The organism is Achromobacter sp. UBA4530 (genome assembly GCF_002388205.1).
GTDB classification, from domain to species: Bacteria; Pseudomonadota; Gammaproteobacteria; order Burkholderiales; family Burkholderiaceae_B; genus Achromobacter; species Achromobacter animicus.
Genome location: NZ_DGMA01000006.1, coordinates 62538 through 85017, shown reverse-complemented (window position 1 = coordinate 85017; position 22480 = coordinate 62538). Strand labels below are relative to the sequence as shown.

22 protein-coding genes are annotated in these 22480 nt (G+C 64.2%); 5 read left to right on the top strand and 17 right to left on the bottom strand.

Translation table 11 applies throughout. The features are described 5' to 3' along the window. Positions 1 to 107 precede the first annotated feature (107 nt). Positions 108 to 935, top strand: a complete 828-nt coding sequence (gene ppsR, locus B2W22_RS04335) for a posphoenolpyruvate synthetase regulatory kinase/phosphorylase PpsR (RefSeq protein WP_175121920.1) — start codon at positions 108 to 110, stop codon at positions 933 to 935. Between the two features lie 63 nt (positions 936 to 998). Here the strand turns inward: ppsR and B2W22_RS04330 are convergent, their stop codons facing one another. From B2W22_RS04330 to B2W22_RS04250, 17 genes are all read right to left on the bottom strand, one after another. Continuing rightward, a complete protein-coding gene (locus tag B2W22_RS04330; RefSeq protein WP_286936311.1) occupies positions 999 to 1787 on the bottom strand; it encodes a TrmH family RNA methyltransferase in 789 nt (262 codons plus the stop codon). Then, complete coding sequence (gene rnhB / locus B2W22_RS04325; RefSeq protein ID WP_286936310.1) at positions 1784 to 2392, bottom strand: ribonuclease HII; 609 nt, start codon at positions 2390 to 2392, stop codon at positions 1784 to 1786. The genes B2W22_RS04330 and rnhB overlap by 4 nt, the downstream gene beginning before the upstream one ends. Further along, positions 2379 to 3575, bottom strand: a complete 1197-nt coding sequence (gene lpxB / locus B2W22_RS04320) for a lipid-A-disaccharide synthase (protein ID WP_286936308.1) — start codon at positions 3573 to 3575, stop codon at positions 2379 to 2381. The genes rnhB and lpxB overlap by 14 nt, the downstream gene beginning before the upstream one ends. Further along, entirely contained in the window at positions 3572 to 4366 is a 795-nt protein-coding gene (gene lpxA / locus B2W22_RS04315; RefSeq protein WP_175139167.1) for an acyl-ACP--UDP-N-acetylglucosamine O-acyltransferase, read from the bottom strand. The genes lpxB and lpxA overlap by 4 nt, the downstream gene beginning before the upstream one ends. Next, positions 4367 to 4822, bottom strand: a complete 456-nt coding sequence (gene fabZ, locus B2W22_RS04310) for a 3-hydroxyacyl-ACP dehydratase FabZ (RefSeq protein ID WP_006385190.1) — start codon at positions 4820 to 4822, stop codon at positions 4367 to 4369. Between the two features lie 67 nt (positions 4823 to 4889). After that, the gene (lpxD, locus tag B2W22_RS04305; protein WP_175186111.1) at positions 4890 to 5987 is read right to left on the bottom strand and encodes a UDP-3-O-(3-hydroxymyristoyl)glucosamine N-acyltransferase; all 1098 of its coding nucleotides are present in this window, start codon (positions 5985 to 5987) and stop codon (positions 4890 to 4892) included. Positions 5988 to 6005: 18 nt separating this feature from the next. Further along, positions 6006 to 6566: an OmpH family outer membrane protein gene (locus tag B2W22_RS04300; RefSeq protein ID WP_286936305.1), complete on the bottom strand. Its 561-nt coding sequence runs from the start codon at positions 6564 to 6566 to the stop codon at positions 6006 to 6008. Positions 6567 to 6675: 109 nt separating this feature from the next. After that, complete coding sequence (bamA, locus tag B2W22_RS04295; protein ID WP_175186110.1) at positions 6676 to 9012, bottom strand: outer membrane protein assembly factor BamA; 2337 nt, start codon at positions 9010 to 9012, stop codon at positions 6676 to 6678. A gap of 53 nt (positions 9013 to 9065) precedes the next feature. Then, positions 9066 to 10397, bottom strand: a complete 1332-nt coding sequence (rseP, locus tag B2W22_RS04290; protein ID WP_175139164.1) for an RIP metalloprotease RseP — start codon at positions 10395 to 10397, stop codon at positions 9066 to 9068. Between the two features lie 42 nt (positions 10398 to 10439). Further along, positions 10440 to 11639, bottom strand: a complete 1200-nt coding sequence (locus B2W22_RS04285; RefSeq protein WP_175139163.1) for a 1-deoxy-D-xylulose-5-phosphate reductoisomerase — start codon at positions 11637 to 11639, stop codon at positions 10440 to 10442. Further along, positions 11636 to 12493, bottom strand: coding sequence for a phosphatidate cytidylyltransferase (locus tag B2W22_RS04280; RefSeq protein WP_175139162.1), 858 nt, complete (start codon positions 12491 to 12493; stop codon positions 11636 to 11638). Before B2W22_RS04280 ends, B2W22_RS04285 begins: the two co-directional genes overlap by 4 nt. Positions 12494 to 12544: 51 nt before the next feature. Continuing rightward, a complete protein-coding gene (gene uppS / locus B2W22_RS04275) occupies positions 12545 to 13309 on the bottom strand; it encodes a polyprenyl diphosphate synthase (protein ID WP_175121931.1) in 765 nt (254 codons plus the stop codon). A gap of 175 nt (positions 13310 to 13484) precedes the next feature. Next, the gene (gene frr / locus B2W22_RS04270; protein WP_056316760.1) at positions 13485 to 14045 is read right to left on the bottom strand and encodes a ribosome recycling factor; all 561 of its coding nucleotides are present in this window, start codon (positions 14043 to 14045) and stop codon (positions 13485 to 13487) included. 15 nt (positions 14046 to 14060) lie between these two features. Then, on the bottom strand, positions 14061 to 14777 hold the full coding sequence (pyrH, locus tag B2W22_RS04265; protein ID WP_054425864.1) for a UMP kinase: 717 nt from the start codon (positions 14775 to 14777) through the stop codon (positions 14061 to 14063). A 179-nt stretch (positions 14778 to 14956) separates the two neighbouring features. After that, positions 14957 to 15835, bottom strand: coding sequence for a translation elongation factor Ts (tsf, locus tag B2W22_RS04260; protein WP_092582300.1), 879 nt, complete (start codon positions 15833 to 15835; stop codon positions 14957 to 14959). Positions 15836 to 16015: 180 nt separating this feature from the next. Further along, positions 16016 to 16765, bottom strand: a complete 750-nt coding sequence (gene rpsB, locus B2W22_RS04255) for a 30S ribosomal protein S2 (RefSeq protein ID WP_175121932.1) — start codon at positions 16763 to 16765, stop codon at positions 16016 to 16018. A 457-nt stretch (positions 16766 to 17222) separates the two neighbouring features. Next, positions 17223 to 17507 carry a hypothetical protein gene (locus B2W22_RS04250; RefSeq protein ID WP_286936300.1) on the bottom strand — a complete coding sequence of 95 codons (285 nt, stop codon included), beginning with the start codon at positions 17505 to 17507 and terminating at the stop codon, positions 17223 to 17225. A 206-nt stretch (positions 17508 to 17713) separates the two neighbouring features. Between B2W22_RS04250 and map the strand changes: the two genes are divergently transcribed. The 4 genes from map (at position 17714) to B2W22_RS04230 (ending at position 22471) form a co-directional block, all read left to right on the top strand. Beyond that, entirely contained in the window at positions 17714 to 18535 is an 822-nt protein-coding gene (gene map, locus B2W22_RS04245; RefSeq protein WP_175121933.1) for a type I methionyl aminopeptidase, read from the top strand. 15 nt (positions 18536 to 18550) lie between these two features. After that, positions 18551 to 21157 (top strand): [protein-PII] uridylyltransferase, encoded by a 2607-nt coding sequence (locus tag B2W22_RS04240; protein WP_286936297.1) that lies wholly within the window; start codon positions 18551 to 18553, stop codon positions 21155 to 21157. A gap of 68 nt (positions 21158 to 21225) precedes the next feature. Then, positions 21226 to 21939, top strand: a complete 714-nt coding sequence (locus B2W22_RS04235) for a MarC family protein (RefSeq protein ID WP_056570280.1) — start codon at positions 21226 to 21228, stop codon at positions 21937 to 21939. A gap of 49 nt (positions 21940 to 21988) precedes the next feature. Then, entirely contained in the window at positions 21989 to 22471 is a 483-nt protein-coding gene (locus B2W22_RS04230; RefSeq protein ID WP_286936294.1) for a disulfide bond formation protein B, read from the top strand. The last annotated feature ends 9 nt before the right edge of the window (positions 22472 to 22480 follow it).

Sequence of the window (22480 nt, the reverse complement as noted above, 5' to 3'; positions counted from 1 at the left end):
AGACGCTGACCAAACTGGCCTTGGACCGCCCTTGGGGTGACTTATAGGGGCCTGATTGTACTCGGTGGAGTACGTCCGGCCATCTGCCTGGTTGGAATTTTTTACACATGACATCTACCCCTATCGTACGCACGGTATACATCGTTTCCGACAGTACCGGCATCACCGCGGAAACATTCAGCCAGTCCGTGCTTTCGCAGTTCGAAGAGGTCAATTTCAAGCCCATCCGGCTGCCCTTCGTGGACACGCTGGAAAAGGCTGCGGAAGTCGCCATGCGGATCGACCGGAGCGCCCAGGACGCTGGTGTCCCGCCCATCGTTTTCAGCACCCTGGTCAACCCGGAAATCCTGGCCCGCGTTCGACAGGCGAACGGAATTTTCCTGGATCTGTTCGGCACGTTCGTCAGCCACATCGAGCAGGCGCTGGGGTTGAAGTCCAGCCATTCCATCGGCCGGTCACATATGCAGGCCAACTCGGAAAAATACCGGAACCGGATCGACGCCATCAACTTCAGCCTGGCGCATGACGACGGCCAGTTCGTGAACCAGCTCGATCAGGCCGACGTGATCCTGGTCGGGGTCTCGCGGTGCGGCAAGACGCCCACCAGCCTGTATCTGGCCATGCAGTACGCCATCAAGGCCGCCAACTTCCCATTGACGCCGGACGACTTCGAACGCGGCACCCTGCCCTCCACCATTGCGCCGCACCGCGCCAAGCTGTTCGGCCTGTCGATCCAGCCGGAACGCCTGGCGGAAGTCCGCAACGAACGCCGCCCCAACAGCCGCTACGCCCAACTGGAACAATGCCGCTACGAAGTGGCGGAAGCCGAACGCATGATGCGTCGCGAGGGCATTTCCTGGCTGTCCAGCACCACGAAGTCGATCGAAGAGATCGCCACCACGGTGCTGCAGGAAGTTGGACTGGATCGGGGATAAGGCTGAGGGGCTGGCCAAAGCCAGACCTTCAGTGGGGCGAAAGGCGGCGCGCCTCGCGCCGGCTCAGCCGCGAAGGCGCGCGCTGCTCTGCCGGCGCTGCTCGAACAGGCAGATCGCCGCGGCGGCGCCGACGTTCAGCGACTCCACGGCCGCGGCGTCATGCGGAATGCGTACCTTCAGGCTGGCGGCCGCCAGCAGCGCCGGGGCCACGCCCTGACCTTCGTGGCCAAACACCCATGCGCACTGTTCAGGCAGGCGGTCCGCGAAAAGATCGCGCGAGCCGTCCAGGGCGGTCGCCACCAGCGGCACGCGCAGGCGGGGCAGCAGAGCCTCCAGGTCGACGTGCTCGTGGATCTCGAGGGCAAAGTGCGCGCCTTGGCCACTACGCAGCACCTTGGGCGACCACGCCGCCGCCGTCCCCGTCGCCAGGAACACGCGCTTGATGCCCGCTGCGGCGGACGTGCGCAACAGCGTACCCACGTTGCCGGGATCCTGGATACGGTCAAACAGGACGCAGGTTTCATCGACCTGCGCAGGCAGCGCCGGAACGGGCGGCGTGACCAGGAAGGCAACGCCCTGCCCGCTTTCCACTGCGGCCACGGCGTGCATCAGCCGCGCGTCCAGCGCGAGGCTGACGTTGTCCGGCACGGCCGCGGCAAGCGCGGCGATATCGGGCTGGGACAGGCGGTCCACGTCGAAGATCGCCCGATCCGGCGGGCCGTAATGTTGCAGCCAGGCCTGGCACAGATGGACGCCGTCGAGCAGCACGGGTGCGCCGCGCTTGCCGGCCGTGCCGGCCAACTTGACCAGCGCCTTGACCGCCGGGTTGTCCCGGGAACTGATGTGCTTCATGAAACCAGGCCGAAAGCCTTGATGGGAGCAAAGCTGCGCCGGTGTTCGGCGCACGGGCCGTGCTCGCGCAGCCGTTGCAGATGCAGCGCCGTGCCATAGCCCTTGTGCTGATCGAACGCGTACTGCGGATACAACGTATGCAGGCGCAGCAGGTCCGCGTCGCGAGCGGTCTTGGCAAGAATGGAGGCGGCCGAGATGGCAGGTACAAGCGCGTCGCCCTTGATGACGGTTTGCACGGTGCAGCGCAGCTTGGGCGCCTGATTGCCGTCCACCAGGGCCAGTTGCGGCACGGTGGCCAGGCCTTGAACGGCGCGCTGCATGGCCAGCATGGTGGCGCGCAGGATATTCAGGCTGTCGATTTCGGCAACGGTGGCGCTGGCGATGCACCAGGCAAGCGCCCGCTCCTTGATCTGCAGCGCCAGTTCCTCGCGGCGGATCGCGGTCAGCACCTTGGAATCGGCCAGCCCGTCGATGAATCGTGACGGATCAAGAATGACGGCGGCCGCGTAGACCTCGCCTGCCAGCGGGCCGCGGCCGGCCTCGTCAACGCCGGCGGTCAGCAACGCAGGCTGCTCGGGCGCCACGAAAAGCTCAGGCTGCTCCATCGGCCACCTCCAGGATCGCCTGCGCGGCCAGCGCCGGCGTATCGCGCAACAGGTCTTGGTGCATGGCGGTAAAGCGCGCCTCCACGCGTGCGATGAGCGCGTCGTCGGTCAATGCCTGCCATGTCGCTTCGGCCAGTTTATCGGGCGTCGCGTCGTCCTGCAAAAGCTCAGGGACAACGAAATCACGCAGCAGCACGTTGGGCAGACCCACCCACGGCAGGTACGGGCGCTGCTGGCCGGACTTCCAGGCCATGATGCGCCGCATCCACGGCGACAACACGTAGGAAATGACCATGGGCCGCTTGAACAGCGCCGTCTCGAGCGTAGCGGTGCCGCTGGCGACGAGGACCGCCGTGGCGGCTTCCATGACGGACCAGGCCACCGGCGCCTTTCGGTCGCCGCCCTCGCCGTGCAGGTCGTGCGCGGTGACGCAGCGCAGGCCGGGCACCGGATGCTGCGCCAGGATTTCAAGGAATTCAGCCCGCCGCTGGTCATTGACCATGGGCACGATGCATTGCAAGGCCGGATCTTTCTTCAGCAGTTGCTGGGCGGCCTGCAGGAAGCGCGGCGCCAGCAGGCGGATCTCGGAAGAGCGGCTGCCGGGCAGGATCGCCAGCACGCGGGCGTTCTGGTCGATACCCAGGCGTTCGCGGGCGGCGGCGCGGTCGGGCTGCATCGGCACGGCGCCGGCCAGCGGATGGCCCACGTATGTAACCGGAATGCCTTCTTTGCGGTAGATCTCTTCCTCGAACGGAAACAGCACCAGCATGTGCGATACCGATTCGCGGATCTTGTGAATGCGTTCGTAGCGCCACGCCCAGATCGAGGGCCCAACGAAATGCACCGTCGGCGTACCCGCCTGCCGCAACTGATGCTCAAGGCGCAAGTTGAAATCGGGCGCGTCGATGCCGACGAACACAGCGGGCGGCTCGGCCAGCCAGCGACGCTTGACGTCGCGGTAGGTGGCCAGCAGGCTGGGCAGGCGCTTGAGCGCGTCCACGTAACCGAACACGGTCAGCGCGTGCATCGGGTGCCAGGCTTCAAAATCACGGGCCTGCATCTGCGGCCCGCCGATACCCTCGCAACGCACGCCGTTGTCGCGCGCTTGCAGACCGGCAATGATGCGCCCGGCCAGCAGGTCGCCCGAAGGCTCGCCGGCCACCATGCCGATCCGGGTGCTCATGGGCGGATGATGCCGCGGGAGGCGACGTCCAGGAAGTCCAGCAGCGTCTGCAGGTGTTCCGCGGCTTCGGGGATGGCCTGCTGGCGGTCGCGCAATTCGGCGCGTGCCGCGTCCAGGGACAGGCCCCGGCGGTAGATGATCTTGTAGGCTTCGCGCAGCGCCGAAATGGAGGCGGCGGAAAAGCCGCGGCGCTTCAGGCCTTCGACGTTGACCCCAACCGGGCGGCACGGGTTGCCGGCGGCCAGGACGAACGGCGGCGTGTCCTGCATGAGCGAGCTGTTGCCGCCCGTCATGGTGTGCGCGCCCACGCGCGAGAACTGGTGCACGCCGGTCAGGCCGCCGATGATTGCCCAGTCGCCCACGTGCACGTGGCCGCCAAGCTGCACCGAGTTGGCCAGGATCGTGTGGCTGCCGATGTGGCAGTCATGGGCCACGTGAACGTAGGCCATGATCCAGTTGTCGTCGCCCAACGTCGTTTCGCCGCCGTCTTGCGTGGTGCCGGTGTTCAGCGTGACGAATTCGCGGACCGTGTTGCGGTCGCCGATGGTCAGCCGGGTGGGCTCGCCCGCGTACTTCTTGTCCTGCGGCATGCCGCCGATGGAGCAGTACCGGTAGAACCGGTTGTCGCGACCGATGGTGGTCACGCCGTCGATCATGCAGTACGGGCCAATTTCGGTCCCCGCACCGACGGTCACATCGGGCCCCACCACTGCGAACGGGCCGATGACCGCGGTCGGGTCGATTTTTGCCGCCGGATCGACAACAGCGGTGGGATGGATGTTTCCTGCCATTTACTCTTCCAGGCTGCGAATCGCGCACATCAGCTTGGCCGACGCCACTTCCTGGCCATCGACGGTCGCGCGTGCTTGATACTTACAGATGCTGCGGCTCAGGCGTTCAGCTTCGACCTCAATGCGCAGCTGGTCGCCCGGAACGACGGGACGGCGGAAGCGCGCGCCATCGATGCCGACCAGGTAATAGGCGGTCTTGGCGCCTTCGCACTTGAGGCCGCCGTTCTCGTCCGTGAAGGAGAACAGCGCCGAGGCCTGGGCCATAGCTTCAACGATGAGCACGCCCGGCATCACCGGATGGTGAGGAAAGTGACCGTTGAAAAACGGCTCGTTGATCGAGACGTTCTTGATGGCGACGATGGACTTGCCAGGCACCATTTCCACAACACGGTCAATCAGCAGCATCGGGTAGCGATGCGGCAGCCTCTCCATGATCCCCTTGATGTCGAGTTCCATTTTTCTATGCGTTCCTGCGAAATTAAATAAGGTGGCGGCGCGCGCGCGCCAGGGCGGCGAACGCGCCCTAGTCCTTTTCCAGCGTGCGCAAACGGCGGCGCAACTGCGCCAACTGTTGTATCACGGCGGCGTTGCGCTGCCATTCGCCATGCTCCGCGTACGGGAAGACCCCGGTATAGCGGCCAGGCTTGGAGATATTGGACGTCACAGCCGTGCCGCCCGAGATATGCACGTCGTCGCCCAGCACCAGATGGCCCGAAAGCATCGCGGCGCCGCCGATGGTGCAGCGCTCGCCGATGGTCGTGGAGCCTGCCACCCCGACGCACGCCGCCATCGCGGTATGCGCGCCGATGCGGCAGTTGTGGCCGATCATGATCTGGTTGTCGAGCTTCACGCCGTCGGCCAGAACGGTGTCTTCGAGTGCGCCGCGATCGACGGTGGTGTTGGCGCCGATTTCAACGTCGTCGCCAAGGGACACGCCGCCAAACTGCGGAATCTTGCCCCAGGCGCCCTTGCCCAGCGAAGGATCCGGCGCAAAGCCGAAGCCGTCGGCGCCAAGCACCGATCCGCTATGCAGAATGACCCGCGCGCCGATCTTCACACCTTCGTACAGCGTGACGTTGGCGTGCAGCCGGCCGTCAGGACCGATGGACGAACCAGCGCCGATGACGCAACCCGGACCCAGCACCGTGCCGCGCCCGATGCGCACGCCAGCTTCGACGACGCAGTTGGGGCCGACGCGCACACCCTCTTCGATGATGGCGTCTGGCGCGATCACGGCGGAGGGATGCGTGTCAGCGGGCAAGGCGGGTCTGCGGGCAGTGTCAAACCACTGCGCGACGCGCGCGTAAAGCAGATAGGGATGCTTGCAGACGACCAATGCGAACGGCGGCCGGTCGGTGCCCTGGGCCTCAAGCGCCTCGGCGACGTCGGGAGAGACGATGACCGCCCCTGCTCCGGTTGCGCCAAGCTGGCTTTGATAGCGGGGGTTGGACAGGAAAGAGATTTCCTGAGGACCGGCCGAAGACAGGGTCCCGATGCCGCAGACCCGCATGGGGTCTGCGCCGGGAACCGCACTGATACGCCAGTCCATACCCTGGGTATTGGCGGCGCTCAACATTGCTTCGAGTGTCGGCGCGCGGGCAAGATCCAGTAAAACCGGCATGACTAGACGGGTATCGCTTTACTTGCCCAGGCTCTGAATCACCTTGTCGGTGATGTCGATGCGGGGGTTGACCGTCACTGCGTCCTGGATGATCAGGTCGTAGTTTTCCTGTTCGGCGATACGCTTGATGGCGTCATTGGCCTTGGACACGATGCCCGAGAATTCTTCGTTGCGGCGGCGGTTGAAGTCTTCCTGGAATTCGCGGCGCTTGCGCTGCAGGTCGGTGTCTAGGTTGGCCAGTTCGCGCTGGCGCTTGACGCGGTCGGATTCCGACAGGACGGGCGCGTCCTTGTCGAACTTCTCGGCTTGCGAGCGCAGGCTGTTGTTCAGGCGTTGGAGTTCGTCGTCGCGCTTCTTGAATTCGGCTTCGATCTTGCTCTGGGCAGTCTTGGCCGGACCCGATTCGCGCAGGATGCGTTCGGTATTGACGAAACCGATCTTGGTGTTTTGCGCTTGGGCGGGGATCGCGGCAGCCGAACCGAGAATGAGCGCACCCACCAGGGCAATGGAGCCGCCCAGCTTGCTACGGCGCTTCGCGCCCAGCGTCTTCGATGATTTAAGTGCGAAATCAGACATCATGAAAATCTCACCTTCCAGTAAGGCAAAGCCAAAGTGTGTATTGTGCCACTAAACAGCAAGGACGCTGGGCCGGTGGGCCCTGCCCTTGTTTTCAAGAGTAACGCCTCGCTTAGAATCCGGTCCCGATCTGGAACTGGAAGCTTTGCTTGTCGTCGCCCGGCTTGGAATTGAGCGGCCGCGCATAAGACAACTGCAGCGGACCCATCGGCGATTGCCAGGACAGGCCCACGCCCGCCGAGAAACGCCAGCCGCACGGATCTTCGACCTCGGTATTGTCCCGACCACCCGTGCAGGAGAGGCCGCTGCCTGCCGACACCTGACCGGCGTCGCTGAAAATGAACCAACGCAACGTGCGGTCCTTGGACGCGCCCGGGAACGGCAGGTAGAGCTGGGCGTTTGCCACGATGCGGCGCGTGCCGCCCAGGTAGTCGCCCGTCTTGACGTCGCGCGGACCCAGCGACGAGCCTTCATAGCCGCGGACGGTGCCGATACCGCCGGCATAGACGTTCTTGATGACCGGGTAATCGTTGCTGCCGTAGCTCCGGCCCCAATCAACCATGCCGTTGAGCGCCAGCGTGTACGAGCCGCCCAGCGGCACGTAGTACTGCTGCTGCGCGGTCAGCATGGTGTATTGCAGGTCGACGGTCGACAGGTCGGCTTTCAGGCGGGTGTACGAACCCTTGGTCGGCGCCAGCGCGCTGTCACGCGTGTCCTTGGACCAGCCGGCGCTGAAAATCACCGAATTGGTCGAATCGCCATACTGGTCGACGAAGTGCTCGTAGGCCGCCGGCGAGTTGTTGTACAGGTCGATCTGGTTGCGTTCGAAGTTGGCGCCCAGGAAGACGCGGTCATACTCCGAGATCGGGATACCGAAGTTCATGCCCAGGCCCATGGCCTTGACGCGGTAATCGCCGTCGTTGTTGTTCCAGGGCTCGGTCACGCGGTAGTACGCGGACGTGGTGCGGCTGATGCCGTCCTTGGTCCAGTACGGATCGGTGTGCGACAGCACCACCGCGCGGTTCGTCTTGCTGGTGTTCAGTTGCAGCGTCAGGTTGGTGCCGCTGCCGAAGACGTTGTCTTCGCTGATGCCAGCCGACAGAATCGCCTTTTCGGACGAGCCGTAGCCCACGCCCAGGTTGATCATGCCGGTGGGCTTTTCCTTCACGTCGACGTTGACATCGACCTGGTCGGGCGAGCCCGGGACCGGATCGGTCTTGACGTTGACGTCGCTGAAGTAACCCAGGCGGTCGACGCGGTCGCGCGAAGTCTTGATGTCGGCAGCGTCGTACCAGGCGGCTTCCTGCTGGCGCATTTCGCGGCGCACGACTTCGTCGCGGGTACGGGTGTTGCCGCCGATCTGGATGCGGCGCACATACACGCGGCGGCTCGGATCGACGTAGAAGGTCAGGTCGGCTTCGTGCTTGGCGCGGTCGAGCTGCGGGTTCGGGTTGACGTTGGCGAATGCGTAGCCCAGTTCACCCAGGTAGTCGGTGATCGCCTTGGCGGAATCGTTGGTCTTGGCGGCCGAGAAGGTCTCGCCAGCCTTGATCTGCACCAGGTCGTTGATTTCCTTGTCCAGGCCCAGCAGGTTGCCCGCCAGCTTTACGCTGCGCACCTTGTAGGGCTCGCCTTCATGGACGGTGATCGTGATGCGGATGTCCTGGCGGTCCGGCGAAATGGTGACTTGCGGCGGCTCGACCGAGAACTCAAGGTAACCCTGATCCAGGTAGAACGAGCGCAGGCGTTCGAGGTCGCCCTCGAGCTTTTCGCGCGAGTATTTGTCGGTATCCGTGTACCAGGTCAGCCAGCCTGGGGTGGTGAGCTTGAATTCGTCCAGCAGATCGCTTTCGGAGAAGGCTTTATTGCCGACGAAACGAATTTCCTGGATGCGGGCGACCGAGCCCTCGAACACATCGAAACTGACGCCGACGCGATTGCGCGGCAGCGGTGTGACGGTGGAGGTGACTTCGACGCCGTACTTGCCCTTGGACAGATACTGCTGTTTCAGTTCGTATTCAGCGCGCTCGAGCATGGAGCGGTCGAAAATGCGGCCTTCCGCAAAACCGACCTGGGCGAGCGACGTGGTGATGGCCTTGGAGTCGAACTCGCGCATGCCGTTGAAATTAACGGAGGCGATGGTCGGACGTTCCTGGACGACCACGACGACGACATTATTGTCCGTCTGGATCTGAACGTCGGTGAAAAAGCCCGTGCCATACAAGCGGCGAATGGCTTCGGTGGCTTCTTCTTCGGTGAATTTCTCGCCGACTTTGACGGGAAGATAACCAAAGACGGTGCCGGCGTCGGTTCGTTGAATACCCTCTACGCGGATATCCCGCACGACAAAGGGTTCGAAGGCGTGGGCCAAGGCCGGCAACATCAATGCGGCGGCAACGAGACCCGGCAGTACACCCTTTTTGTGTTGAAACATCCGGCGAAAAGACATCCTTGAGTATCCTCGGTCGTGCAAATGGCGGGGGATTTTATGCTAAATCGCGTTCAAGTGAACAAACGCGTGAAATCGTTGAACAGCGCAAGCCCCATAAGGCTTGCCAATATGCCTATGCCAGCGCGTTGTCCGATGTCGATCCATCTGGCAGGCGGGGGGCTGCCCCGCACAATTTCGACGAGATAGTACAGCAGATGGCCACCATCCAGCATAGGAATGGGAAGCAAATTTAAAACGCCAAGGCTGATACTGATCAATGCGATATAGGCGATATACGCAACAATGCCGATCCGGGCGGTCTGGCCGGCATAGTCGGCAATCGTGACCGGACCGCTGACATTGCGCCACGACACGTCGCCCGTCACCATCCGGCCCATCATGCGCAGCGAAAACCAGGCGGTATCCCAGGTGCGGACGGCGCCGCGCCACAGGCTGTCGAAGACGCCATAGCGCACCGTCACCATCGGCACGTTGCCGCCCAGCTGCACGCCGACGCGGCCGATCTCCTGGCCGTTGACGACTTCGGGGCGAGGCGTGACGTTCAGGGTGACGCTGGCGCCATCGCGCACCACGGTAAGCGCAAGCGGCTTCCCGGCGCTTTCCTGGATCTGCTTGACGAGTGCGCCGGTATCAGGGGCCGGCTGGCCATTCACGGCCACGACCAGATCGCCGGCGCGCAGGCCCGCGGCCTGCCCTTCACCGCCGTCGATCACGGCGCGCACCGCGGGCTTGGGTTGAGCCAGACGAACACCAGCGGCGGCGAGCGGGTCGCCCTCGGCCGGGTCCATCGTGTTGGGGGGAAGGTCGAGTTCGCGCTGCTGAACGGCGCCGGACGGGGTGCTGACCTCGATGCTGGCGCGCCCACCGGTGGACATCACGTCCATCAGGCGCCAGCGGGCGTCGGACCACGATGCGACTTCCTGGCCGTCGATGGCCAGGATGCGATCGCCGCCCAGCAGACCCGCGCGGGCGGCAGGCGTCTCGGCGGCGGGCGGCGCGATGATGGCGACGGGCTCCTCGGTGCCGGCCATATTCAGGCCCGCATACAGAAACACCGCAAGTATCAGATTGAAGATGGGACCGGCCGCCACGATGGCGATGCGCTGCCCGACCGGCTTGGTGTTGAATGCCGACGCCGCCACGGCGGGCGAAGCTCCGGGCGGCGCGTCGTCCAGCATCTTGACGTAACCGCCCAGCGGCAGCGCGGAAACCGCCCATTCGGTGCCGTGCCGGTCGGTGCGGCGCAGGATGACCTTGCCAAAGCCGACTGAGAAACGCAGGACCTTCACGCCACACAGGCGGGCAACCCAATAGTGCCCAAGCTCATGGAAAATGATCAGTGAGCCAAGCGCTACGGCAAAGGCCAGCAGGGTGAAAAGCATGGGGTCGGAATCTAGGAAATCAGAGGCAGGCGCGGCCCGCTATCAGGCCAGTCCGAGGTTGCCCGAAAAGGCGCGCGCCTCGGCGTCAAGCGCAAGTACGTCGTCAAGACTGCTGAGCGTAACAGATGCCTGCCGCGCTTGCCACTCGAGCGCCGCCTCGATGACCCGCGGAATCCAGGTATAGGCAAGCCGGCCTTCCAGGAAGGCGTCGACCGCAACTTCGTTCGCGGCGTTGAGCGCCACGCAGGCGCCCTGCCCCGCCCGCATTGCGGCGAACGAATGGGCCAAGCAAGGAAACCGGGTCAGATCCGGCTTTTCAAAGTCGAGCCGGCCGTGGCGGGTCAGGTCCAGCGGACCGACGCCGCTCTCGATGCGATCGGGGAATCCAAGACCGTAGGCAATGGGCGTGCGCATGTCGGGCTGTCCCAACTGCGCGAGAACGGAGCCGTCGTCGTACTCAACCATTGAATGGACGACGCTCTGCGGGTGCACCACCACGTCGATCCGATCGGCGGGCATTGCGAACAGCCAATGGGCTTCGATGACCTCCAGGCCTTTGTTCAGCATGGTGGCCGAGTCGACGGATATCTTGCGGCCCATGCTCCAGTTGGGATGGGCGCAAGCTTGCTCGGGCGTGACGTCGTGCAGGTCTTCGAGATCGCGCCCGCGGAACGGGCCGCCCGACGCGGTCAGCAACAGGCGCCGCACACCCTTTGCCGGACTATGCGGCGCATCGGCGCGTCCTTGGTGCGGCAAGCACTGGAAGATGGCGTTGTGTTCGCTATCGATAGGCAGCAGTTCGGCGCCGTTATCGCGGATTGCCTGCATGAACAGCGTGCCGGCGGCAACCAGCGCCTCTTTGTTGGCCAGCAGTACGCGCTTGCCTGCACGCGCGGCGGCCAGTGCAGACGGCAAGCCTGCGGCGCCGACGATGGCGGCCATGACGGCGTCGCATTGGGTATCCGCGGCCGTGTCGGCCAGCGCCTGCGCGCCGACGCGGATCTCGGGCATGGGCTGTCCGCCCTGCCACGCGTCGATGAATTTCTGACGGGCGGCGGTGTCGGGCACCACCACGACGGCAGCCCGGCTGGCCAGCGCCTGCTCGGCAAGGCGCTGCATCCTGCTGTGCGCCGACAGCGCATAAACCGCCATCCGCTCCGGGTGGCGAGCAATTACGTCCAGCGTGCTTTCACCGATGGATCCGGTCGATCCCAGCACGACGACACGTTGAAAAGCCGTCAAAACAAGACTCCAGACAAAAGTAGCGCGAACGGCGCGACGGGCAGGATCGCATCGATGCGGTCATACACACCGCCATGGCCAGGCAAGAGCGTGCTGGAATCCTTGCGGCCCGCGCGTCGCTTGAGCAGCGATTCGAACAGGTCTCCCACAATGGACAGCACGCCCAGAACAGCGGCGATCGGCAATGCAAGCCAGAAGGTCCAGCGTTCGACCAGGGCATGACCGAAGGTGCCGTCCCACAGGCTGGACAAGCCAATCCACACCACCGCACCCAGGACGCCGGCAATGGCGCCTTCAATGGTCTTGCCGGGACTCACGCGCGGAGCCAGTTTACGCTTGCCGAAGGCCCGGCCGGCAAAATATGCCGCAATATCAGCCACCCAGACGAGGGCGAGGAGGGACACGACGAACACCGCGCCGCGCGCGACGTACATCTGGGCCAGAACCGCCCAGGCGGCAAACGCGGCCGGCACGGAGAAGACCGACCAGGCCAAGCTGGCCGGCGGCGCATCGGAACGCCCGCGCACCACGGCGGTCACGCCGCCAAACAGCCAGACGGCCGAGACGGCGGGAACCAGGTAGCGCAGCACCCAGCCCGGATCGCCGGCGCCGCTACGGTCGCCCGCCAGCCAGGCGGAGGTCAGCACCAGCATGCCGGCGAACAGCAGCACGGCGACGCCGATGGAAATGACGGGGGATGGCGGTTGCGGCAGCGTCAGGCGCAGCCACTCCCAATTGGCGCAGGCGGCCGCAAGGGCCAGCAACGCGACGAACCACCATGGATTGGCGCTCGCCATGGCGGCGGCCAGAATGGCCAACAAAACGACGGCGGTAACGATACGCTGGCCCAGCATGTGACGGTCTCCTCTTGTGCTGCCTGGAAAGACGCGCGCGTCGCGATCAGCCTATTTGGCGGCGGCTTCGCTGACTTGGGCGCTGGTGCGGCCGAAGCGGCGCTCGCGCGTGCGGTACCAATCAAAGGCGGCCATGAGTTCATTGGCGCCGAAATCCGGCCAATAGCGATCCGTGAAGTAGAACTCCGCGTACGCCATCTGCCAGATCAGGAAATTGGAAATGCGCTGTTCGCCGCCGGTGCGGATGAACAGGTCGGGCTCGGGAGCCCATGCCATGGAAAGATGCCTGGAAAGGCGCTCTTCGTCCACCCGGTCCGGGTGCGCCGCGAGGTCGGGCTCGGCCGCCAGCATGGCTCGGGTGGCTTGCAGGATGTCCCAACGGCCGCCGTAGTTGGCGGCGACAGTCAGGTGCAGCCGGTCGTTGTGCGCGGTGCGTTCCTGGGCAGCGGCGATGAGCTCGCGCAGGCGCGGCTCGAAGGCGCTCAGGTCGCCGATCACGTGCAGACGCACGCCCTGCTCTTGCAGCTTGCCGACTTCACGCTCAAGCGCCTGCACGAAAAGGCGCATCAGCAACGAGACCTCTTCGGCCGGGCGGCGCCAGTTCTCGGAACTGAACGCGAACAACGTCAGGTAGCGCACGCCTGCGCGTCCGCAGGCCTCGACCACGCGCCGGACGGCCTGCACGCCCTTGGCATGCCCGGCAGTGCGAGGCAGCAGGCGCCGCGTCGCCCAGCGACCGTTGCCATCCATGATGATGGCGACGTGCTCGGGGATGTCACGGATATCGGGGACCGCCTGAGTCGAACTGGTTGCCATTAGTTTGGGGACTGCGCGCGGCGGACCGGCGAAAAAGACGAATACGGGAAAAAACCTGCGCCGTCGATTCCATCGCTACGAGGAAGTACCGCGAGGCAATGGACGGGACGGCGCATGTGCAACGTAATCCTGACGCCACGCGGGCCGCAATGCGGCGCCTCGTGGCGTGTGGGGATTATACGGTCATGATTTCGGCTTCTTTCTGGACGACCATCTTGTCGATGTCGGCGACGGCGCGATCCGTCAGCTTCTGGACGTCATCTTGCGAACGACGCTCGTCGTCCTCGGAGATTTCCTTGTCCTTGACCAGCTTCTTGAGCGCTTCGTTGGCCTCGCGGCGCAGGTTCCGCACCGCGATCTTGGCGTCTTCGCCTTCGCTGCGCACGACCTTGGTCAGGTCGCGGCGGCGTTCTTCGGTCAGCGCGGGCATCGGCACGCGGATCGTGTCGCCCATGGAGATGGGGTTCAGACCCAGGTCCGACTCACGGATGGCCTTTTCGATCGGGCCGGCCATGTGCTTTTCGTACGGCTGCAGGCTGATGGTGCGGGCGTCGACCAGGTTCACGTTGGCGACCTGGCCCACGGGCACGGGCGAACCGTAGTATTCGACCTGCACGTGGTCCAGGATGCCGGTGTGGGCGCGGCCCGTGCGGATCTTGGCCAGGTTGGTCTTGAGCGTATCAAGCGACTTGGCCATTCTGGCCTCGGCGGATTTGCGGATTTCTGCTGCGCTCATGGAATTTCCTTTTCTTTAAACGTGTACCAACGTGCCTTCGTCCTCGCCGCTCACGACTCGCTTGAGCGCGCCGGACTTATTGATCGAAAACACCTTGATCGGCAGTTTCTGGTCGCGGCACAGCGCAAAGGCGGTGGCGTCCATGACTTCCAGACGGCGGACGATCGCCTCGTCGAAGCTGATGCGCGCATAGCGCGTTGCGGTGGGATCCTTGTTGGGATCCGCGCTGTAGATGCCGTCCACCTTGGTGGCCTTCAGCACGATCTCCGCGCCGATCTCGGCGCCGCGCAGTGCCGCAGCCGTATCGGTGGTGAAGAAGGGGTTGCCGGTGCCCGCGGCGAAGATCACGACCTTGCCCTCTTCGAGGTAGCGCAAAGCCTTCGGCCGGATGTAGGGCTCGACGACCTGATCGATATTCAGCGCGGATTGTACCCGGGTGTCGATACCCTTGTGCTTGAGCGCGTCTTGCAGCGCAAGCGCGTTCATGATGGTGGCCATCATGCCCATGTAGTCGGCGGTCGCGCGGTCCATGCCCTGCGCACCCGGGGCGACGCCACGGAAGATGTTGCCTCCGCCGATGACGATGGCCAGTTCGACGCCCGTGGCGGCGACTTCAGCGATCTCATCGGTCATACGGACGATGGTGGAGCGATTGATGCCGAATGCATCGTCGCCCATCAGCGCCTCGCCGGAAAGTTTGAGAAGAACCCGTTTGTATGCCCTGCTGCTCATAGGTGATATCCCGAAGAACAATCCGACGAAAGTGTAAGTCAAGAATGGGGTTGACCCCCAGCGCCGCGCCCGCAAGGCGGGTTGGGCGCCCCCGAGGCGTCTGCCTTTGGGGGCCCATGCGGCGAAAAAGGCCGGACTAGAATTTAATCTAGCGCCGGCCTTTAAGCACTACCTAGAGGTCAGGCGGCGCCAGCGGCGGCGGCGGCAACCTCAGCGGCAAAGTCGCTGGTCTTCTTCTCGATACCTTCGCCGACGACAAACAGCACGAACTTGCTGATCGACGCGCCCTTTTCCTTCAGGTGCTGTTCGACCGTGTGCTTGTCGCTCTTGACGAAGGGCTGCGACAGCAGCGTCACTTCCTTCAGGAACTTCACGACTGAGCCTTCCACCATCTTGGCGACGATGTCGGCCGGCTTGCCGGATTCAGCGGCCTTCTGCTCGGCAACCGAGCGCTCGGCAGCGATGTCGGCCGGGTTCACGCCGTCGGCGTTCAGGGCCTTGGGCTTGGTGGCGGCGATGTGCATCGCCAGGTCCTTGCCCACTTCTTCGGCGCCGGTGTATTCGACCAGCACGCCGATCTTGCCGCCGTGCACGTAGCTGGCCAGCGAGTTGGCGGTCTCGATGCGCTCGAAGCGGCGGATCGAGATGTTTTCGCCAATCTTGCCGATCAGGGCAGTGCGGGTGGTTTCGACGGTGCCTTCACCGTACGGCAGCGCCGACAGCGCGGCGACGTCGGCCGGGTTCTGCGTCGCGACCAGTTCGGCCAGCTTGTTCACGAAGCCGACGAAGTCGTCGTTCTTGGCGACGAAGTCGGTTTCGCAGTTGATTTCGATGACGGCGCCCTTCTTGGCGTCGGCGGAGATGAACAGACCGATCAGGCCTTCGGCGGTGACGCGGGCAGCAGCCTTGCTGGCCTTGTTGCCCAGCTTGACGCGCAGGATTTCCTCGGCGCGGGCCAGGTCACCTTCGGCTTCCGTCAGGGCCTTCTTGCATTCCATCATGGGCGCGTCAGTCTTTTCGCGCAGTTCCTTGACCAGGGCAGCGGTAATTTCAGCCATGTTTGCTCCAAATTTTGCTAAGACACGCCCCGGCGGGCCGGGGCTGTGATTTGATTCGATGAGACGCCCGCACGTGGCGGGCCTGGAAGATGGGAGCCCAGCTTCGCAGCGCCGGCGGGGCGAAAGCGGACCAGATTCGGCGCCGCTTCCAGACCTTACCCGCCGGACATGACAACAGGCTTAGGCCTGGTTGTCTTGCACTTCGACGAACTCTTCCTGACCTTCGCCCAGTTCTTCGACCAGACCGTTCAGGTTTTGCTCGCGGCCTTCCAGGACGGCGTCGGCGATGCCCTTGGCGTACAGCGCGATGGCCTTGGCCGAGTCGTCGTTGCCGGGGATGACGTAGTCGATACCTTCGGGCGAGTGGTTGGTGTCAACCACGGCGACCACGGGGATGCCCAGCGTCTTGGCTTCGGCGATGGCGATCTTGTGGTAGCCGACGTCGATCACGAACATGGCATCGGGCAGACCGTTCATGTCCTTGATGCCGCCGATCGACTTGTTCAGCTTGTCCAGTTCGCGTTGGAACAGCAGGCCTTCCTTCTTGATCATGCGCTCGGCGCCGCCTTCGGCGACAACGGCTTCCATGTCCTTCAGGCGCTTGACCGAGGTCTTGACCGTCTTGAAGTTGGTCAGCATGCCGCCGAGCCAGCGGGCGTCGACGAAGGGCATGCCGCAACGGGCGGCTTCAGCGGCGACCAGCTCGCGAGCAGCGCGCTTCGTGCCGACGAACAGGATGTTGCCGCCGCGAGCAGCCAGCTGCTTCACGAACTTGGTGGCTTCCTGGTACTTATCAACCGTCTTTTCGAGGTTGATGATGTGAATCTTGTTGCGGTGGCCGAAGATGTACTGCGACATCTTGGGGTTCCAGTAACGGGTCTGGTGACCAAAGTGGACACCCGCTTCCAGCATTTCGCGCATCAAAGACATTTAATTCTCCAAGGGTTGGTTTCTTGCGCCGCACCTGCATCAGCATCCTGCTGACACCCTGGGTGGTGTTGCGCGCGATTTCCCGCAAAAACGCGGGATGACAAAAATTTTAACCGGGCCGGCCGATCACTGCCGCAATAACTACGACGCTCCAGGCGTGTTGCCTGTAGCGGCGCGCCTTTAACGACTTCTACTACGCTGCCGCGATAAACCCAGACGGCCGCCACACGACAAGAGACTTGCATTGCGTCTGTCCGACACTCCAGGAGTTTCCTGGAAGTTTCTTCAAGACGCACCCGGAATTGTTTTGTTGGCGGCGAAATCCAGTTCTTCGCGAACGTGGCCGCTAGGCCCGCCCGCGCATCAGGCCGCTGTGGCAGTTCTTAAGGACCCCTTTCAGGATGCGCTTTTCAGCACACGCTTTTCAGCAGACGCTTCTAAGCACGATTCCAAGAACTTAATCCAGCGCCCATACCGAACCTGCATCGCCGCTCGAAAACACTTCCGGGCTTGCAAGCACACCGCGCCCAGCCAGTGTCAGCATCCATGCCCCAAGCGCCATGCCAAAAGCTTCATGCCCTAAGCGCATCCAGCCGGATTTCCGTTTGTCGCCCATTTTTTCCTCAACACCAGCAGCCTGCCCGAATTCGCTCCACAACCTTCGCTTGCGGTGAAACTTCAGGGCTTGCCACGGGATCTCAAGAAAGAACCGCGCGAAACCAGATTTCCTGCCGGTGTGCACTAGAACCTCTGCTCTAGACCTGTGCTCTGGACCCAAAGGCCAGCACCCGCCGGGTTTGGCTGGGAGCCGGGATGTTCCCACCCTGACGGATGTTCTTGTCCTGACTCTTCTTGCCGGTAACCCGATTGCTCCCCAAATTTTTAGGGAAGCCTATAATTCTACTATTCTTTCAAGCAGACATTCAAGCGACTCGTCGCAAGCATTCCATGGGCACAATCACCAATCCGGCCGACCTGGCCAAGATGCGCGCCGCCTGCCAGGACGCCGCCAAAGTTCTCGATTTCATCACCCCGCACGTCAAGCCGGGGGTCACCACGGGCGAACTCGACCGCCTGTGCCTGGAATACCTGACCGACGAGCTCAAGGTGAAGTCCGCCACGGTCGGCTATGCGCCCCCGGGCTACCCGCCCTTCCCCGGCGCCATCTGTACCTCGGTCAACCATCAGGTGTGTCACGGCATCCCGGGCGACAAGGTCCTAAAAAACGGGGACTCATTGAACATCGACGTCACCATCATCAAGGATGGCTGGTTTGGCGACACGAGCCGGATGTACGCGGTGGGCGAGCAGTCCATTCTGTCCCGGCGCCTGTCCGACATCACGTTCGAGTGCATGTGGAAAGGCATCCAGCAGGTCAAGAACGGCGCCACGCTGGGCGACATCGGCAATGCGATCCAGAAGCACGCCGAATCGAACGGCTTCTCGGTGGTGCGCGAATTCTGCGGCCACGGCATCGGCGAACGCTTCCATGAAGACCCGCAGGTGCTGCACTACGGCAAGCCCGGCACGGGCGTGAAGCTGGTGACCGGCATGCTGTTCACCATCGAGCCCATGATCAACGCCGGACGCCGCGAGATCCGCCAACTGGCCGACGGCTGGACCGTCGTCACCCGCGACCACAGCCTGTCCGCGCAATGGGAACACGCCGTCTGCGTGACGGAAACCGGCTACGAGGTCCTGACCCTCTCGCCCGGCATGCCCCAGCCGCCCGCGTTCATCACCGAACCCATCGTCATTCCCGCCGTCTGAAGCCCGCAGCCACCCATGACCGCCGAAATCCTTACCAAGCTGCGCGAACGCATCCAGGAATCCCGGCGGGCCGCGGTGGCCCAGTTCCGGGAACACGAACGGCCGGACATCCTGCTGACCGAATTGCGACGCATCGTGGATGCCGCCCTGCGGGATCTGGTCAAGCATTGTCCGCTGCCGATCGGCGCCACGCTGGCTGCCGTGGGCGGTTATGGCCGTGGCGAGCTCTACCCTCATTCCGACGTCGACCTGCTGATCCTGCTGCCCCACGCCCCGACGCCGGACGAAGAAAGCGCGATCGAAAAACTGGTGGCTTCGCTGTGGGATCTGGGACTGGAGCCCGGCCACAGCGTGCGCACCATCGAGGATTGCGAGCGCGAGGCGGACGCGGACATCACCGTGGAAACCGCGCTGCTGGAATCCCGCTGGCTGGCCGGCAGCCGCGTGCTGATGCGCAAATTCGATGCCGCGACCAAGTCCCGGCTTGATCCGCAGGCGTTTTTTCTGGCCAAGCGCGTCGAAATGCAGCAGCGCCATGCGCGCTACCACGACACCCCGTACGCGCTGGAGCCCAATTGCAAGGAATCGCCGGGCGGCTTGCGCGATCTGCAAGTCATTCTATGGATGGCGCGTGCAGCCGGTTTCGGCAATAACTGGCGCTCGGTGGCGCAGGCGGGGTTGCTGACCTCGTCCGAGGCGCGCGACCTGCGCAAGGCCGAGCAGGCTTTCAAGCGCCTGCGCATTGAACTGCATCTGCTGGCCAATCGGCGCGAAGACCGGGTGCTGTTCGATCTGCAGCCCGCACTGGCCGATGTCTACGGCATCCACGCCACCGCCACGCGGCGGGGCAGCGAACTGCTGATGCAGCGCTACTACTGGGCGGCGCGTCTGGTGACGCAGTTGAACGGCATCCTGGTGCAGAACATCGAGGAACGGCTGTTCCCGCGCCCCGACAGCGACGCGCGCGACATCGATGACGATTTCCGCAACCTGCGCGACCGCCTGGACATCATTCGGGACGACGGCTTCGAGCGCAATCCCACGCTGCTGCTGCGCGCCTTCCTGGTGATGCAGCAGCACCCCGAGCTGACCGGCATGTCGGCGCGCACGCTGCGCGCCATCTGGCATTCGCGTCACCGCATCGACGCGCAGTTCCGCCGCAACCCGGTCAACCGCAAGCTGTTCCTGCAGATCCTGCAGCAGCCGCGCGGCATCGTGCACGAACTGCGGCGCATGACCATGCTGAACATCCTGCCGCGTTATCTGCCGGTGTTCCGCCGCATCGTGGGCCAGATGCAGCACGACCTTTTCCATGCCTATACGGTGGACCAGCACACGCTCGCGGTGGTGCGCAACCTGCGCCGATTCACCATGCCCGAGCACGCGCAGGAATATCCGCTGGCCAGCCAGCTGATCGCCGGCCTGGACCGGCACTGGCTGCTGTACGTGGCGGCGCTGTTTCACGACATCGCCAAGGGCCGCGGCGGCGATCATTCCGAACTGGGTGCGCGCGAAGTGCGCAAGTTCGCGGCGGATCACGGCATGGACCCGGAAGACGCGAAACTGGTCGAGTTTTTGGTGCGTCAGCATCTGCTGATGTCGGCGGTGGCGCAAAAGCGCGACCTCTCCGACCCCGACGTCGTGCAGGAATTCGCCGCCACGGTGAAGGACGAGCGCCATCTGACCGCGCTGTATCTGCTGACGGTGGCGGACATTCGCGGCACCAGCCCCAAGGTCTGGAACGCCTGGAAGGGCAAGCTGCTGGAAGACCTGTACAAGCTGACGCTGGCGGCGCTGGGCGGCGCCCATGCCGACGCCCACACCGTGCTGGCCGAGCGCAAGGAAGAAGCAGCCCGGCTGACCCGGCTGGCCGGCCTGCGCGACGACGCGCGCGAGGCGTTCTGGAATCAGCTCGACGTGGCGTATTTCCTGCGCCATGACGCGTCCGACATCGCCTGGCACACGCGCCACCTGTATCACCAGGTCGCGCCGGCCAAAGCCGTGGTCAAGGCGCGCCCCACCGAACAGGGTGAAGGCCTGCAGATCATGGTCTACACGCGCGACGCCCCCGATCTATTTGTCGCCATTTGCGGTTATTTCGACGCCAAGTCGCTGTCCATTCAGGACGCGCGCATCCACACGACCCGCCATGGCTGGGCGCTGGACAGCTTCATCGTTCTGCTGCCGGAGGGCGCCAGCGACCTGCGGGCGCAGGCCACGCTGGTCGAACACGAACTTGCCGAACGCCTGAAGGATCCGCAGGCGGCCGCGCAGGCCCAGCCCGGCCGCGGCGGTTGGTACGGTCGTGGCCGGCAGTCCCGCGTGTCTCGCGTGTTTCCGGTCATGCCCCAGGCCGAACTGCAGCCGGACGAGCGCAGCACGTCATGGCGCCTGTCCGTCACGGCGACCGACCGCCCCGGGCTGCTGCACGCCCTGGCGCGCGTCTTTGCGCGCCACGAGATCAACCTGCTCATGGCCAAGATCATGACGCTGGGCGACCGCGTGGAAGACGTGTTCATTGTGGATGGATCCACACTGGCGCGCCCCCGCAGCCAGATGCAGTTCGAACGCGACATCCTTGACGCGCTGTCGGGCGACGAGGCCCAGCAGCGCGCTGCCTGACCTGGCATCGCCAGACCCGGCCCGGACCGCATACAATCCGGGTTTTCGGCCAGGCGATGCTTGCTCACATGCAGCTCAACGACTATCTGCGCATTTTCGGTGGCAGCTTTTTCTTCGCACTGGCCACCCTGCTGCCGTTCCTGAATCCGCCTGCGATCGCCCCCATCTTTCTTTCGCTGACCGAGGGCGCGTCCTCGGCCACGCGGGTGGTGCTGGCCAAGCGGGTCGCGATCAACGTGTGCCTGATGCTGATCGTGGCCATGGTGGCGGGCAACGTGCTCCTCAGTTTTTTCGGCATCTCGCTGTCCATCGTGCGCGTGGGCGGGGGCATGCTGGTGATCGCCAGCGCCTGGCGGCTGGTGAACTCGCCAGATGCCGACACCGAGCGGGTGGCGCGCATGGCCGAATCGTTCACGCCCGAGATGGCGAAGGCGCGCGCGTTCTATCCGCTGACCTTCCCCATCAGTTGCGGCCCCGGCTCCATCGCGGCCGCCATCACGGTGGGCGTCTCGCTGCGGGACACGAACCACGCATGGAGCCTGGTGCGGCTGGCGGGGTCCATTCCCGGCATCATCGTCGTGTCCCTGACGCTTTACGTCTGCCTGCGCTTTGCGGCGCAGATGCTGCATCGCCTGGGCGATAACGGCACGGCGGTCTTCATGCGGCTATCGGCCTTCATCATGCTGTGTCTCGGGGTGCAGATTTTCTGGGAAGGCGCGCGGGAACTGCTCCTGAGCGTGCTGACGCAGGTGATGCAACCAATTCCCGTCCCGAAGGCCTAAGCAAGTCCGGCCGCCGCGCCGGCTTCGTCCAACTCATTCCAACGCAACAATGACCTCTCGCTCAGAACGCCTGCTCCGCCTGATCGCCCTCTTCTCCTTCGGCGCGGTGGGCATCGCCCTCGTTTCCCAGCACGTCTTCGACATGCCGCCCTGCGCCTGGTGCGTGATGCAGCGCCTGATCTACCTGGTGATCGGCGTCGTCGCGCTGATCGGCAGCTTTGGCGGCGGACGCGCGCTGACGCGCATTTGCGGCTTTCTTGCCGCCCTCTTGTCGCTGTCCGGCATCGTAGCCGCCTGGTATCAGTACAGCGTTGCCGCCAACATGCTGTCGTGCGACCAGACGTTTGCCGACCGCTTCATGACCGGCATCGGGCTGGAAAGCGCCATTCCGCCGCTGTTCGGCATCTATGCCACCTGCATGGACGCCAAGGTGCCGGTGCTGGGCGTCGAGTACGCCCTGTGGAGCCTGGCGCTATTCGTGATCCTGTTCTTCATGGCCCTGCCAGTGGTGTTCCGGCGCGGCCACGCCTGAGCCGGCCGC

What these genes read in the sequence shown, in the direction of transcription:
- ppsR (WP_175121920.1), top strand. Translation starts at nt 108, where the DNA reads ATGACATCTACCCCTATCGTACGCACGGTATACATCGTTTCCGACAGT.
- B2W22_RS04330 (WP_286936311.1), bottom strand. Translation starts at nt 1,787, where the DNA reads ATGAAGCACATCAGTTCCCGGGACAACCCGGCGGTCAAGGCGCTGGTC.
- rnhB (WP_286936310.1), bottom strand. Translation starts at nt 2,392, where the DNA reads ATGGAGCAGCCTGAGCTTTTCGTGGCGCCCGAGCAGCCTGCGTTGCTG.
- lpxB (WP_286936308.1), bottom strand. Translation starts at nt 3,575, where the DNA reads ATGAGCACCCGGATCGGCATGGTGGCCGGCGAGCCTTCGGGCGACCTG.
- lpxA (WP_175139167.1), bottom strand. Translation starts at nt 4,366, where the DNA reads ATGGCAGGAAACATCCATCCCACCGCTGTTGTCGATCCGGCGGCAAAA.
- fabZ (WP_006385190.1), bottom strand. Translation starts at nt 4,822, where the DNA reads ATGGAACTCGACATCAAGGGGATCATGGAGAGGCTGCCGCATCGCTAC.
- lpxD (WP_175186111.1), bottom strand. Translation starts at nt 5,987, where the DNA reads ATGCCGGTTTTACTGGATCTTGCCCGCGCGCCGACACTCGAAGCAATG.
- B2W22_RS04300 (WP_286936305.1), bottom strand. Translation starts at nt 6,566, where the DNA reads ATGATGTCTGATTTCGCACTTAAATCATCGAAGACGCTGGGCGCGAAG.
- bamA (WP_175186110.1), bottom strand. Translation starts at nt 9,012, where the DNA reads ATGTCTTTTCGCCGGATGTTTCAACACAAAAAGGGTGTACTGCCGGGT.
- rseP (WP_175139164.1), bottom strand. Translation starts at nt 10,397, where the DNA reads ATGCTTTTCACCCTGCTGGCCTTTGCCGTAGCGCTTGGCTCACTGATC.
- B2W22_RS04280 (WP_175139162.1), bottom strand. Translation starts at nt 12,493, where the DNA reads ATGCTGGGCCAGCGTATCGTTACCGCCGTCGTTTTGTTGGCCATTCTG.
- uppS (WP_175121931.1), bottom strand. Translation starts at nt 13,309, where the DNA reads ATGGCAACCAGTTCGACTCAGGCGGTCCCCGATATCCGTGACATCCCC.
- frr (WP_056316760.1), bottom strand. Translation starts at nt 14,045, where the DNA reads ATGAGCGCAGCAGAAATCCGCAAATCCGCCGAGGCCAGAATGGCCAAG.
- pyrH (WP_054425864.1), bottom strand. Translation starts at nt 14,777, where the DNA reads ATGAGCAGCAGGGCATACAAACGGGTTCTTCTCAAACTTTCCGGCGAG.
- tsf (WP_092582300.1), bottom strand. Translation starts at nt 15,835, where the DNA reads ATGGCTGAAATTACCGCTGCCCTGGTCAAGGAACTGCGCGAAAAGACT.
- rpsB (WP_175121932.1), bottom strand. Translation starts at nt 16,765, where the DNA reads ATGTCTTTGATGCGCGAAATGCTGGAAGCGGGTGTCCACTTTGGTCAC.
- map (WP_175121933.1), top strand. Translation starts at nt 17,714, where the DNA reads ATGGGCACAATCACCAATCCGGCCGACCTGGCCAAGATGCGCGCCGCC.
- B2W22_RS04240 (WP_286936297.1), top strand. Translation starts at nt 18,551, where the DNA reads ATGACCGCCGAAATCCTTACCAAGCTGCGCGAACGCATCCAGGAATCC.
- B2W22_RS04235 (WP_056570280.1), top strand. Translation starts at nt 21,226, where the DNA reads ATGCAGCTCAACGACTATCTGCGCATTTTCGGTGGCAGCTTTTTCTTC.
- B2W22_RS04230 (WP_286936294.1), top strand. Translation starts at nt 21,989, where the DNA reads ATGACCTCTCGCTCAGAACGCCTGCTCCGCCTGATCGCCCTCTTCTCC.